Source organism: Aeromicrobium sp. (assembly GCF_047607065.1).
Classification (GTDB): domain Bacteria; phylum Actinomycetota; class Actinomycetes; order Propionibacteriales; family Nocardioidaceae; genus Aeromicrobium.
Genome location: NZ_JASGDU010000050.1, coordinates 22,802 through 35,960, shown reverse-complemented (window position 1 = coordinate 35,960; position 13,159 = coordinate 22,802). Strand labels below are relative to the sequence as shown.

11 protein-coding genes are annotated in these 13,159 nt (G+C 70.9%); 10 read left to right on the top strand and 1 reads right to left on the bottom strand.

What is annotated here, in order from left to right:
- Nucleotides 1–429 precede the first annotated feature (429 nt).
- The 7 genes from QM597_RS08355 to QM597_RS08325 all read left to right on the top strand — a co-directional run bounded on the left by QM597_RS08355 (nucleotide 430) and on the right by QM597_RS08325 (nucleotide 8,476).
- Entirely contained in the window at nucleotides 430–1,761 is a 1,332-nt protein-coding gene (locus QM597_RS08355; RefSeq protein WP_415004418.1) for a PhoH family protein, read from the top strand.
- A 73-nt stretch (nucleotides 1,762–1,834) separates the two neighbouring features.
- A complete protein-coding gene (locus QM597_RS08350) occupies nucleotides 1,835–3,067 on the top strand; it encodes an extracellular solute-binding protein (RefSeq protein ID WP_415004417.1) in 1,233 nt (410 codons plus the stop codon).
- On the top strand, nucleotides 3,064–3,948 hold the full coding sequence (locus QM597_RS08345; protein ID WP_415004416.1) for a carbohydrate ABC transporter permease: 885 nt from the start codon (nucleotides 3,064–3,066) through the stop codon (nucleotides 3,946–3,948). Before QM597_RS08350 ends, QM597_RS08345 begins: the two co-directional genes overlap by 4 nt.
- Nucleotides 3,945–4,940, top strand: a complete 996-nt coding sequence (locus tag QM597_RS08340; RefSeq protein ID WP_415004415.1) for an ABC transporter permease — start codon at nucleotides 3,945–3,947, stop codon at nucleotides 4,938–4,940. Before QM597_RS08345 ends, QM597_RS08340 begins: the two co-directional genes overlap by 4 nt.
- The gene (locus tag QM597_RS08335; protein ID WP_415004414.1) at nucleotides 4,937–6,097 is read left to right on the top strand and encodes an ABC transporter ATP-binding protein; all 1,161 of its coding nucleotides are present in this window, start codon (nucleotides 4,937–4,939) and stop codon (nucleotides 6,095–6,097) included. The genes QM597_RS08340 and QM597_RS08335 overlap by 4 nt, the downstream gene beginning before the upstream one ends.
- Nucleotides 6,094–7,428 carry a DUF2079 domain-containing protein gene (locus QM597_RS08330; RefSeq protein WP_415004413.1) on the top strand — a complete coding sequence of 445 codons (1,335 nt, stop codon included), beginning with the start codon at nucleotides 6,094–6,096 and terminating at the stop codon, nucleotides 7,426–7,428. The genes QM597_RS08335 and QM597_RS08330 overlap by 4 nt, the downstream gene beginning before the upstream one ends.
- 103 nt (nucleotides 7,429–7,531) lie before the next feature.
- Nucleotides 7,532–8,476 (top strand): siderophore-interacting protein, encoded by a 945-nt coding sequence (locus QM597_RS08325; RefSeq protein ID WP_415004412.1) that lies wholly within the window; start codon nucleotides 7,532–7,534, stop codon nucleotides 8,474–8,476.
- 1 nt (nucleotide 8,477) lies between these two features.
- On the opposite strand, the gene QM597_RS08320 is transcribed toward QM597_RS08325, so the two are convergent.
- The gene (locus QM597_RS08320; protein ID WP_415004411.1) at nucleotides 8,478–9,959 is read right to left on the bottom strand and encodes a helix-turn-helix domain-containing protein; all 1,482 of its coding nucleotides are present in this window, start codon (nucleotides 9,957–9,959) and stop codon (nucleotides 8,478–8,480) included.
- 124 nt (nucleotides 9,960–10,083) lie between these two features.
- Between QM597_RS08320 and QM597_RS08315 the strand changes: the two genes are divergently transcribed.
- From QM597_RS08315 to QM597_RS08305, 3 genes are read left to right on the top strand one after another with little or no spacing between them, the layout of a single operon-like run.
- Nucleotides 10,084–11,091 carry an ABC transporter substrate-binding protein gene (locus QM597_RS08315; RefSeq protein WP_415004410.1) on the top strand — a complete coding sequence of 336 codons (1,008 nt, stop codon included), beginning with the start codon at nucleotides 10,084–10,086 and terminating at the stop codon, nucleotides 11,089–11,091.
- The gene (locus QM597_RS08310; protein WP_415004409.1) at nucleotides 11,081–12,097 is read left to right on the top strand and encodes an iron chelate uptake ABC transporter family permease subunit; all 1,017 of its coding nucleotides are present in this window, start codon (nucleotides 11,081–11,083) and stop codon (nucleotides 12,095–12,097) included. Before QM597_RS08315 ends, QM597_RS08310 begins: the two co-directional genes overlap by 11 nt.
- Complete coding sequence (locus QM597_RS08305; protein WP_415004408.1) at nucleotides 12,094–13,143, top strand: FecCD family ABC transporter permease; 1,050 nt, start codon at nucleotides 12,094–12,096, stop codon at nucleotides 13,141–13,143. Before QM597_RS08310 ends, QM597_RS08305 begins: the two co-directional genes overlap by 4 nt.
- The last annotated feature ends 16 nt before the right edge of the window (nucleotides 13,144–13,159 follow it).

The following is a 13,159-nucleotide window of genomic DNA, read 5'->3' as shown; positions in this document are numbered from 1 at the left end:
GTTCGCCCTTCGAGGCTCGCTCGTTCCTCGCTCGCACCTCAGGGACCCGGTTGCCCCCGGTCGTTGAGGTGTGAGGCCGCCTGCGGCCGAGCCTCGAAACGACCACACCACCCGCGGTAGGTCCCTTCGAGGCTCGCTCGTTCCTCGCTCGCACCTCAGGGACCGGGACAACCCCGGTCGTTGAGGTGCGAGGCCGCCTGCGGCCGAGCCTCGAAACGACCACCCGCGGTAGGTCCCTTCGCCCTTCGAGGCTGCTCCTTCGTCGCAGCACCTCAGGGACCGATCTGTTCATCGGACCGTTACACGCGCGCTGGCGTGTCGCCGGGGGTCTGGCCGCACGCGGGGTTACGTTGCGAAGGTGTTGACGCTCGCCCCTGAGCCAGACCGCCCCACTCGCACCGATCAGTGAGGGCCGGCGCGCGGGGGCGCGTGCGGGTCCGTGAGGAGACAGCCGTGGCTGTGAACCCGACCCAGCGCCGCACCTACGTCATCGACACCAGCGTCCTCCTGGCCGACCCCGGTGCCTTGACCCGTTTCCACGAGCACGAGGTGGTCCTCCCCGTCGTCGTCATCACCGAACTGGAGGCCAAGCGCCATCACCCCGAGCTGGGCTACTTCGCCCGCTCGGCCCTGCGTTTCCTCGACGACCTGCGCGTCGTGCATGGCACTCTCGACGCCCCGTTGCCCCTCGGCTCCGAGGGCGGCACCCTGCGCGTCGAGTTGAACCACATCGACTCCTCGACGCTGCCGGCGGGCTTTCGTCTCGGCGACAACGACACCCGCATCCTCAGCGTGGCCAAGAACCTGTCCGACGAGGGCAAGAGGGTCACCCTGGTCTCCAAAGACCTGCCGATGCGGGTCAAGGCCTCGGCCGTGGGCTTGGCCGCTGAGGAATACCGGGCCGAACTGGCTGCGGAGTCCGGCTGGACGGGCCTGGCAGAGATCGAGGTGAGCGCCGACGACCTCGACACCCTCTACGACGCGGGGACGCTCGATCTGCTCGCGGCGGCCGAATATCCGTGTCACACCGGGCTGGTGCTGCTGAGCGACCACGGCAGCGCCCTGGGGCGGGTGACCCCCGACAAGCAGGTCCAACTGGTGCGCGGTGACCGCGAGGCGTTCGGGCTGCACGGGCGCTCGGCCGAGCAGCGCATCGCCATCGACCTGCTGCTCGATCCGGAGATCGGCATTGTCTCGCTCGGCGGCCGTGCCGGCACCGGCAAGTCCGCGTTGGCGATCTGCGCTGGGCTGGAGGCCGTGCTAGAGCGTGGGCGGCACAAGAAGGTCGTGGTCTTCCGCCCCCTGTACGCCGTCGGCGGGCAGGAACTCGGCTACCTGCCCGGCAGTGAGTCCGAGAAGATGGGGCCGTGGGCGCAGGCCGTCTTCGACACCCTCGGCGCGGTCACTTCCCAGCCGGTCATTGACGAGATCATCGACCGGGGCATGCTCGAGGTGCTGCCTCTGACGCACATTCGCGGCCGCTCCCTGCACGATGCGTTCGTCATCGTCGACGAGGCGCAATCGCTGGAGCGCAACGTGCTGTTGACGGTGCTGTCGCGGATCGGCGCGAACTCCAAGGTCGTGCTGACCCACGACGTCGCCCAGCGCGACAACCTGCGCGTGGGACGGCACGACGGCGTGGTCGCGGTCGTGGAGAAGCTCAAGGGCCACCCGCTGTTCGCGCACGTCACGCTGAACCGCTCGGAGCGCTCGCCCGTCGCCGCGCTCGTCACCGAGATGCTGGAGGACGTCACCCTCTGACGGCGACCCGGCTGGCGAAGTCCAGTGCCCAGCGGGTGCCGGGGGAGGTCGTGGCATGTGTCACAGTTGACCCGTGACCAGCCGAGGGAGGACGGCGCGCGCCGCGGCCGTTGCGGGGAGCCTGCTGCTCAGCGCGAGCGCTCTGAGCGCCTGCGCCGGAGCCGGTGACGAGCGCGGTGTCGTGCGCTGGTATCTCGCCGATGCATCCACCTACGCCCCGCTGGCGCGGTCCTGCACCGACGACGCCGGGGGTTCCTACCGGATCGAGCTCGTGGAGGCTCCGGCCGATCCGGCCGAGCGCCGCGCCGACCTCGTCCAGCGCCTACGCACCGGCGAACAACTCGATATCACCGGAGTCGACACCGCCGAGATAGCCGAGCTGGCCGGCTCCGGTCTGCTGGCCGATCTGCCCGGCGATGCCGCAGCCGACCTCGTGGAGGGCCGCAATGAGGCCGCCGTGGACGCTGTAACCGTCGGCTCGAAGGTGGTCGCTGCCCCGTGGTGGTACGAACCCCAGGTGCTCCTGTACCGCGGGTCGGTTGCCGAGCGGGCCGGCCTGGACATGACCAGGGCGATCACCTGGAACGAGCTGACTGCCGGTGCCGCACGCATCGGCGGCACCGTGCAGATCGCCGGCACGATGACCCAGTGGGTCGGCGCGCTCGCGGCGGGTGAAGACGGGAAGGGCTTCAGCGACAGCCGGGACCTCGCCGCCGTCCTCTCCGGACCGGGCGGTGCCGACGCGGCCGCCGTCGTGCGCACCTACGCCGGTTCGGACGTCGGCCCCGGCCCGTCCGCACAGGCCGCAGACGCCTTCGCCGCACCCGGCGGCACCTTCCTGGTCGGCCCGGTCTCGCTCCTGTCGTCGTCGGTGCTCGGTGCCGTGCGAAATGAGGTTCACGTCGCCCCCTACCCGCTGGTGTCAGCGGCGGCTGAGACCCCGGTCTCGCCGATGGCCGGAATGGCCCTTGCGGTCACCGAGAATGCAAGCGACACTCGGCACGCGCTGGATGCCGTAGCCTGCCTGACCGGTGAGGAGTCGCAGCGCTGGTTGGTGGCGAACACCGGCCACCTGCCGACCTTGGAGAGCGTCCTGACCGCCGAGGAGACGACGGCGGATCTCGGTGGCGGTGACCTCGTCACGACCAGCCTGGCCGGCGGTGTGCCCGAGCCGAAGTCTCCGGACGCGGCGCTCCTGGCGCGGGCCGTCGAGACGACGTGGTGGCCACTGGCGTCCGTTGGCGAGGCGACGCCGGGCACGACCGCCGCCGAACTGCGCCGCCTCCAGAGCGGAGGTCTGGCATGACGAGCCTGAGCCGCCAGGCGGTACCCCTCCGGGACGCACACGCCCTCGGCAGCCGCCCGACGCGCGCCCAGGTGGCCAGCGCGGTCCCCGGACTCGCGCTGCTGGCGCTGGTCCTGGTGGTGCCCTTCGCCTGGCTCGTCTGGCGGTCGCTGCATGCGGGCACCGTGGCTGCGGGCGGCTCCTTCACCGGGATCGATAACTACGTATCGGTCCTCCGGTCGCCCGAGTGGTGGGAGGCCATCGGCACGACCGCCGTCCTCGCGCTCGGCCTGACCGTCGCGCAACTCGTCCTCGGCGTGGCCTTCACCGTCGCGCTCTGGCACGTCACCCGGCTGTGGTGGCCCGCGCGCTTCCTCGCGCTCGTCCCGGCCGGTGTGGGGCTGATCGTCGGTGCCCACGCCGGGCGCGCCGCCGTCGACGGCGGGTTCCTCACGGCCTGGTTCGGCCTCGACGGCTTTAGCGCCGCCGGAGCGCTGGCCGGGGTCGTCCTCGGCGAGTTGTGGCGCACGACCGGGCTGGTCGTCGTGCTGGTCCACGCCGCCTTCGAGGCACGGGTACCGTCGTCGCTGCTGGATGCGGCCGTCGCCGACGGAGCGACGTCGTGGCAACGCTGGCGCCGGGTGATCTGGCCGGCCGTCGCTCCCGCTCTCGCCGCCGTCGCCTCCTACCGGCTGATCGATTCGTGGCGTCTGCTCGAAGGACCTCTGCTCGTGCGCGAACCCGGCTCGTTCCGCACCAGCGCCTCGGCGCTCATCGCCGACAACGCCTTCGGCCTGCTGTCGGGAGGCCCTGCCGCCGCAGCCGCCGTCGTGCTGGTGCTGATCCCGGTGGCGGTCGGTGGGATCGTCCTGGGCCTGACTCAGGTGGTGAGGCGGCGATGACCCCCACGATCCCCTCGGTCCGCTCCCGGCTGTCGGCGGCCATCGTCGCCTTCGTCCTGGGCTTTGGGCTGGCCAACGTCGCCATCTTCACCATCGCCTCGCCCGACCGGGTGCTGTGGGTCGGCGTTGCGGGCGTCCTCATGGCCACGAGCGCCTGGGGCGTGCTCGTGGCGGACTCCTCGCGGCGGGTGTCGGTGTGGGCCGTGCTCGGGGTGGAGATCTTCGCGGTGTTCACGCTGATCCCGATGCTGTGGGTCGTCTCCCTGGCGATGTCCGACGGCGGCGTACCGAGCGCGCTATGGCCCGAGGCCTGGCACACCGGGACGATCTCCATAGTGCTCGACGACGAGGTGCTGCGCGGGGCGGCCGTGCGTTCGCTGGTGGCGGCGGTGCTGGCGGTCGTGACCGCGCTGCCGCCCGCCGTCGGCGTGGCGCTGCTGCTGGTCCGCTCGCGCTGGCGCGGGCGGCACCTGGTCCGCCGGGTGGCGCTCGGGGGCTTCCTCGTGCCGATGATCGCCTGGGCGCTGGGCGCGGGCGACCTCGTGCTGCGCCTGGCCGAGAGCGGACCGCTCGCCGACCATGCCGTGTTACGGGTGGCGCTGGCCCAGCTTGTCGTGGCCGTGCCGCTGGTGACCTGGATCACCACCTCGGTCCTTTCGGCCGCGCCGTGGTCCCTGGCCGAGGCCGCTCGGGTCGACGGCGCGACGGCGGTCTCGACCGCGACGCGGGTCGTGTTCCCGGCCGTCGGACCGGCGCTGCTTGTCGGACTGGCGCTCGCGGTCGTGGTGGTGGCACAGGACTTCGCGCTCGCCACCGCTGTCACCGGAAGCCAGGCGACCACGCTCCCGGTCGCCTTGACCGAGCGCGCTGCCGATCCGGGTTCCAGCGCCGTCGTCGCTGCGGCCGGACTGCTGTGGGCCGCGCCCGTCGCGGTCCTCGCGCTCGTGGCACCGCGCATCATCACCCGTCTTCTGGGAGGGTCTTACCGATGAGTTCTCTGAGCCTGCGTGGCCTCACCGTCACCACCGCCGCCGGACTGCCGCTGCTCGACGAGGTCGACCTGGAGGTGGCCGACGGCGAACAGGTGGCGATCATCGGCCCGTCGGCGACCGCCCGCACGGCGCTGTTGCGCACCGTGGTCGGGTTGCAGGAGCCGGATTCCGGCGAGATCGTCGTCGACGACGTGGAGGTGCGTCACCACGCGCCGCGCCGCCGCGATATGGCGATGGTCTTCGCCGACTATGCGCTGCACCCGCGCCGCGACGTGCTCGACAACCTCACCTTCGCCGCCACCTTGCGCCGTGGCCACGACCGGGTCGAACTGGCCGATCGGGTCGAGCAGGTCGCCGACGACCTCGCGTTGCGCGGGATCCTCGGCCTGAAGCCGTCCCGGCTGGGCGAGGACCAGCGGCAGCGGGTCGCTATCGGCCGCGCCCTGGTGCGCGATGCGCGGCTGTGGCTGTTCGACGACCCCTTCTCGGCGCAGTCCGAGCGCATCCGGCCGCACCTGCGGTCGGTGGTCATGCACTGGCAGGCCGCCCGCGAGCGGACATCGATCATCGCCACGTCCTCGGTCGACGAGGCGTTGAGCCTCAACGTGCGCGTGGCGGTGCTGCACCAGGGACGCATCCGGCAGATCGGCTCGCCGCAGGAGCTGTACGAGCGTCCGGCCGACATGTTCGTCGCCGGCTACCTGGGTTCGCCGCCGATGAACCTGCTGCCGGCCTTCCGCGACGGCGACCAACTGGTCACGCCGCTGGCGTCGATCCGCATCGACCAGCGCATCGAACAGGCCATCGGCGAGCGGTCCGTTGTCATCGCGGGCGTGCGGCCCGAGCAGTGCATCGATGCCACGCAGGACGCCGTGAACGTCACCGGCGGTGTCGAGTTCACCACCGGAGTCGACGATGTCGAATGGCGGGGACGTTCGCAGTATGCCTTCCTCGGCTTCGACCTCGATCCGGCGCTCGCGGAGGTGCTCGATGAGGTTGAGGACATGTTCGAGTTCGACCTGTTCCAGGACTTCCTGGTCGCCCAGGTGCCGTCGGACCACCAGGTGCGCCCGGGCCAGTCGCTGCGCGTGGTGCTGCCGCAGCGCGACATCGCCCTGTTCGATCCGGAGACCGGCGAGAACCTGACCTTGGCATGAGGCGCTGGCTGTTGGACCCGCCCCGGTCGGTCGCCGCGCTGGTCTCGGTCGCCTCGGCTCTCGCCTACGGCGTGCTCGCGCTGCGGCATTTCGCGCGCTTCGAGGTCCGCTCGTGGGACCTGGCGATCTTCGAGCAGGCCGTCGCCGGATACGCGCACCTGTCGGTCCCCGTCGTCGACGTGAAGGGGCCGGGCTTCAACATCCTCGGCGACCATTTCTCGCCGATCACCGCCGTCCTGGCCCCGGCGTACCGGCTCGTCCCGGACCCGCGCACGCTGCTGATCGCCCAGGTGGCGCTGATTGCGTGGGCGATCTTCGTGGTGACCGCGTTGGCGGTGCGCCGGCTGGGCACGGGTCCGGGCGCCCTGATCGGGGTGCTGTGCGCGACGTCGTTCGGCGTGCAGTCGGCCGTGGATGCGGAGTTCCACGAGGTCGCCTTCGCCGCGCCGCTGCTGGCGCTGGCCGGAGCGGCCTGGGTCGAACGCCGTCCGGCGGCGGTGGCGGCATGGTCGATCCCGCTCGTGCTGGTCAAGGAGGACTTGGGTATCACCGTCATCGTCATCGGTGCGCTGCTGTGGTGGGCCGGCGAGCGGCGCCTTGGCGCGATCACGGCCGGGTGCGGGCTGGCCGGATTCTTGCTGGCGGTGGTCGTCGTGCTGCCCGCAGTCAACGCTTCGGGGCAGTACGCCTACTCCGGCGCGCTCGGCGGTGGCGGCGGACTGGCGGCGACGCTCGCGGCCGAGCCGCTCACCAAGGGTGCCACGCTCCTGCTGACCTTCGCCATCACCGGGCTGGCCGCGCTGTGGTCGCCCTGGGCCTGGGTGGTCGTGCCGACCTTCCTGTGGCGCTTCGCCGGGGACGTGCCGACCTATTGGGGCATCGAGTGGCACTACTCGCTTGTGCTCATGCCGGTGGTGTTCTGCGCCGCCGTCGAGGCGATGGAGCAGCGCCCGCGGACGCGCTGGCTCCTGCCGGTGGCGGTGGGGGTCTCGGCGGTGCTGTTCGCGCTGTCGCCGCTGACCGAGCTGGCCGATCCCGGCCTCTACCGCGACACCCCGCGGGCTGCGGCGGCTCGGGAGGCCATCGCGCTGATCCCCGAGGGTGCCTCGGTCGAGACCGATATCGCCTTGCTGAGTCACGTGGTCACCGACCACCGCGCGTACTGGACGGGCACCATTGGCGACGTGACGCCGGATTATGTCCTGTTCGACACCTGGGCCGGCATCGGCTCCCCGCTGTACCCGCAGATGTGGGCCGAGGAGAAGTACGGCGGCACCTGGACGACCCTCCACTCCGCAGACGGCATCGTCCTGGCCCACCGTGCCCGATGACAACAACCTGACCTGACGGTGGTCATCGAGGGCGGCACCTGGCATTAGCCTGACGCGGGTGCTGTTGAGGAGTACGCGGCTTCCACCTATCTCGGGAGGACTGATGACCGGATCGGAGACCCTGGTGGCCAGGGCGCGCGTCGTCAGCGCGACGCGGGTGTCGCCGCACTTCATGCGCATCGAACTCGGCGGCGAGGAACTGGCCGAGTTCGGGGTGGACGGTCCCCACTACGATCAGCGGTTCAAGCTGATCTTCCCGTCGGCGGGTCATCGTTTACCGGATCTGCGTCCCCACGGCGAACGGTGGTACCCGGTCTGGGAGGCACTTCCAGAGGCCGAGCGGGGTGCCATGCGCAGTTACTCGGTGAGGGACGTATGCGGCGCGGGCGCCGACCGCCGGCTGCTGGTCGACTTCGTGCTGCACCTGGAACCGGGGGCGACGGGGCCGGCGTCGTCGTGGGCGGCTTCGGCCGCGCCCGGCGACGAGGTGATCGTGGTGGGGCCGCGTCTCGGCACGGACTGGGGCGGGATCGAGTACGAGCCGGGCGACGCCGTCCGCGTGGTGCTCGCCGGCGACGAGACGGCGGTTCCGGCGATCTCCCGCATTCTCGGCGACTTGCCCGGCGGGGTGCGAGGACACGCCTTCTGCGAGGTGCCGACCAGTGCCGATGTGTTGGAGATCGTCTCACCTGAGGGAGTCGAGGTGACCTGGTTGCCGCGTGACGGTGCCGACCTCGGAGAGCGGCTGATCGCGGCGGTACTCGGTCATCTGGGGGCCGGGGCCGGGGCCGGGGCCGGGGCCGGGGGCGGTGAGCCGGTGCCGGATGAGGAGGTGGACGACGACCTCTGGGAGACCCCCACGTTCTCGTCGTCGGATGCCGACCTGGACGAGCCGGCCGACGGGATTCCTGGCCTGTACGTCTGGATCGCCGGCGAGAGCAAGGTGGTCACCACGCTGCGGCGGCATCTCGTCAACGACCTCGGCGTGGATCGCCGCCAGGTCGCCTTCATGGGGTACTGGCGTCGCGGTGTCGCCATGCGCGGCTGATTCAGTCCAGGAGCGGGTGGTCCTCGGGTCCCTCGAAGAGTTGGAACTCGCGGGGGCCGATGCCGTGAAAGCGGGTGAAGGCGCGCGAGAAGTTCGAGACCATCGTGTAGCCGACGCGGGGCGCGACGCTCCCGCTGGGAACGCCGTCCTGCAGGAGTGTGCGGGCCACGCGCATACGGGCCGCGAGACGCCAGTCGGCGTAACTCAGGCCCGTCTCGCGGCGGAACGCCTCGCGCACCTGCGCGGGAGCCTCGCGGACTCCGCTGCGGTCGTCGGCGCTCAGCGATCTCAGGAAGGTCCGCGCTGTGGCGCGCGCGGCCGGGTCGGACGGCAGCGGCACGGCACGGGCGCGGTCGGCGTTCGTCTGGGCCTCGAAGGCGTTGATGACGTGGGCGTGGAGCGGTCGAGCCAGCCGGGGATGTCGGCCGTGGTGTTCTTCGGGACGCAGCAGCGTGTTCGTGCTGACCGAAGCCCAGAGCAGCCAGTGGTGCCAGCCTCGGGCGAAACGCGCGCGGCGGGGCTGGGCGAGCTGGACGCACTCGGTGCACAGGACGCTCAACGGCAGGGACGAGTCGGCGGCGTGTTCGACCACGGACCCGGCGGGCAGCCAGACAACATCGTCGGTGCGCCCGGCCCACGTTCTCCCGGCGAAGCGGGCGCGCAGTTCCCCGGCTCGCACCCACACCATGACGTTCTCCTTCAGCGGACCGGTGTCGGCCTTCTCCGCCGGTGCCTCGGCGAGGGTCCGGCTCGCCTCGGCCGCCTGGGCGGCGTAGTCGCGCGGGGTGAGGTGGTAGCGGGTGCGGAAGGCTTGGGCGAAGCCCCACCGTGAGGCGAAGCCGACGGCCGCTGCGGCCTCCCCGGCCTTCGCGCCGGCGGCGAGGAGATCGGCTGCGTAGGCCAGGCGCGAGAGGAGCCGCCAATCGGCGAAGGTCAGGCCGGTCTGGGAGGAGAAGCCGCGCCGTAGCGTGTTGGGGCTGCACGCCGCCCAGGTCGCCCACTCGGTCAGGGTGCGGTCGAGGGCGGGGTAGTCACGCAGTTCCTGGGCGACGCGGCGAGCCGGACCGCTGCGCGGCATCGGGGGACAGCCCGCGCCGGTGGGTAGCGGGCAGGTGCCTTCGGTGGGCGGCGTCGAGGAGTGAATCCACGTGTAGTCGCCGAACCCTTGGCTGGTGTAGTGGTCGATCAACTCCGCCGAGGACTGCGCGGGCATGTCGAAGGCGCTCACCCGGTCGGCGGTTCCTCCTGGTGGGGCGTCGAATCCCCAGAGCGGCATTGTCAGTGACCCCGGTTCGCTCCAGACGTCGTGTTCGGTCCCGGCCGGCAGCCAGAGGGCCGACCCCGCCGTGATGCGCCGGGGTTCGCCGTCGCCGAAGCGGACATGGGTCACGCCGGTGTGAGTCCACAGCACGAGCGGCTCATCGAGGTGGTCCGGTTCGTGCAGGCGGGAGCCGGGGATGGGTGGCGGGGTGTTGACCAACACGGTCCTTCCTCCGCTCGCTCGATGACAACCAGGTGAGAGCTTTCCGGTCATCTTTTAGGTAAGACTAACTTACAGTTGCCCAGGACGATCTCCCCTTGAATCGACCGAGCGAAAGGCGACGACGATGACCACGACGACCCGAACGAGGTCGCTGACTGCGTTCTTCCTGGCGGCGGCCCTCGCGCTGGCCGGTTGCTCCGGATCGGCCGAGGACGACGGTCCCGGCTTTGCCACGGTCGACACCGCCTACGGCGAGATCACGGTCGACGAGAAGCCGGAGCGGATCCTTGTCCTCGACGCCGCGATGGTGGAACTGCTCGACGTCTTGGGTGAGGAGCCGCTGGTGGTGGTCGGTGAGAAGGCTGACCTCGACGACTACCCGTGGCTCGACTACGACGGCGAGTTCGACCCCGACCTGTGGGACGCGGACTGGAACATTTCCGCCGAGGCCGTGGCCGAGTGGGAGCCGGATCTGATCGTCGGCAGCAACCCCTGGCAGATCGACGAGAAGCTCTACGAGGACCTGTCCGAGATCGCGCCGACCTACGCGGGCCGGTACACCCAGGCCGAAGGCGGCGCCACGACGTGGCAGGAGAGCCTGGCCGACCTCGCAACCCTCACCGGGCACGACGACACGGTGGTGGACCAGGCGGTCGCGGCTTATGACGCCACGCTCGCGGCGGCCGCCGAGAAGCTGCCCGGCTTGCAGGGCAAGAGCTTCCAGCTCGCGGTGCTCAGCGACGAGGACCAGCAACTCTGGCTCACCGAGTACGCCAACGGCCCCATCCTGGGCCTCGGATTGACGCTCGGGGAAGGCCAGCCGAGCGGCGAGGGCGGCGAGAACGCAGCCGAAGCGCCGAAGTACTCCCTGGAGAACATCGACCAGTTGAGTGCCGACGTCGTCTTCCTGGTCACGCACGAGTACGTCGATCCCGAGGGCGAGTTCAGGGCCTCGCTGGAGGCCGACCCACGGGTCGCGGAGTTGCCCGCCGCGCAGAACGGAACGCTCGTGTATCTCAAGGACACCACCTGGTACGCGGTGAATCCGCCGACCCCGGCGAGCGTCGCGTGGTGGCTCGATCAGGTGATGGCGCAACTCGAAGCGTCCGCGCTCAACCAGAGTGGACAGTAGCGGGAAGACTCTGGCAGCACGGCGCTTCGCGGGCTTGGCGCTCGCGTGCGCCGTGCTGCTCGTTGTCTGCTTGCTCAGTGTCGCCGTGGGGTCGAAGAACATCCCGCTGCCTGAGGTGATCGACGCCCTTCTGCACGACACCGGCCGCGGCGACGCCTATGTCGTGTGGCACATGCGGGTGCCTCGGACGGCCGTGGGGCTGTGCGTCGGGGTGGCGCTGGGGGTCGCCGGAGCGCTGATCCAGGCGCTGACGCGCAATCCGCTCGCCGATCCGGGAATCCTGGGCGTGAACGCCGGCGCGGAGTTCTTCGTCGTGATCGGGGTCGTGGCCTTCGGGGCGAGCGCCATCGGCGACGACGTCTGGTTCGCCTTCGCCGGGGCCTTGGTGGTGACGGTCGCGGTGTATCTCATTGGCGCGTCCGGTCGCGGTGGTGTCGATCCGTTGCCGTTGACGCTCGCCGGTGTGGCGCTGTCGGCGGTGTTGTCGGGCCTGGTGAGCGGGATCGCGCTGCTCGACCGGGACACCTTCGACCGCATGCGCGGGTGGTACGCCGGCAGCATCGTGGATCGAGGATGGGAGGTGGTGCTGCCGGTGCTGCCGTTCCTCTGCCTCGGTCTGGTCCTGGCGGCGTTGGCGGCGAACTCGCTCAACGCCATCGCGCTCGGTGACGACGTGGCGACGTCTCTGGGTGCCCACGTGACCCGGACCCGCCTCGTCGTGGTCGCGGCGACGACGTTGCTGGCCGGGGGTGCCACGGCGGTGGCAGGCCCGGTCGGATTCATCGGCCTGATGACGCCGCATGTGGCGCGTTGGTTCACCGGTCCCGATCAACGGTGGATTCTGGTCTACACCCTGCTCCTGGCTCCAGCGCTGCTGCTGATCGCCGACATCATCGGGCGTGTGGTCCTGCGCCCCGGCGAGCTGCCGGTCGGTATCGTCGCCGCCTTCGTCGGGGGACCGGTGCTGATCGCGCTGGTACGGCGAGCGAGGGTGAGTGGGCTGTGAGCGCCCCGGAGTTCGGCTATCGGTCGGTCGTGGTGCGGCGAGGAGGGGCCGCGCTGCGATGGTCGCTGCGCAGCGTCGTGGTGTGCTCGGTGTTGGCGGCGGCGACCTTCGCGGTGACGGTTTGGGCGCTGATGCGCGGCGACTATGCGTTGACTCCCGGCGAGGTGTGGTCGGCGCTGATCGGCGACCCGGAGGCGGGATTCGCGCGCACCGTGGTCGTCGAATGGCGGCTGCCGCGAGCGCTCGCGGCGGTGGTGTTCGGTGCGGCCCTGGGCGTGTCGGGCGCGGTGTTCCAGTCGATGATCGGCAATCCGCTGGCCTCGCCGGACGTCATCGGATTCTCGGCCGGTGCCTACACGGGGGCTATCGTCGTCCTCGTCGTCCTCGGCGGCTCGTACCTCCAACTCGCCGGCGGTGCCTTCGCCGGTGGCATGGCGACGGCCGTCGTCGTCTACGTGGTGGCGTGGAAACACGGCGTGCAGGGATTCCGGCTCATCATCGTCGGTATCGCGGTCTCGGCGATGCTCGCCTCGGTCAACACCTGGCTCCTGCTGAACGCCGACCTGAAGGTCGCGATCCGCGCGGGGGTGTGGGGCACGGGGTCGTTGGACGGGACCGGATGGGAGCAGCTCGGCTGGGCTGCGGCGGCTGCGGCGGTGTTGCTGGTGGCGGTCGCCGCCTGCGGACCGAGCCTGCGTCAACTCGAACTCGGCGACGACGCCGCAGCGGCGACGGGTGTTCGGGTCGAGTCGGTCAGGCGCACCGCGATGGTGCTGGGCGTTGCGCTGACCGCAGTGGTGACGGCGGCGGCCGGGCCGATCGCCTTCGTCGCGCTCGCCGCCCCGCAGGTGGCGAGAAGGGCGGCCCGCACGCCGGGCGTCACGCTCGCGCCGGCGGCGTTCGCGGGGGCTTTCCTGTTGGCGCTGGCCGATCTGGTCGCTCAGCATCTCCTGTTCGTGAGCATGCCGACGGGCGTCGTCACGGTGGTCGCCGGTGGAATGTTCCTCATCTGGCTCGTCGTCGTTGAGGCGCGTTGCCGTGGCTGAACAGCGGTCTCGAAGG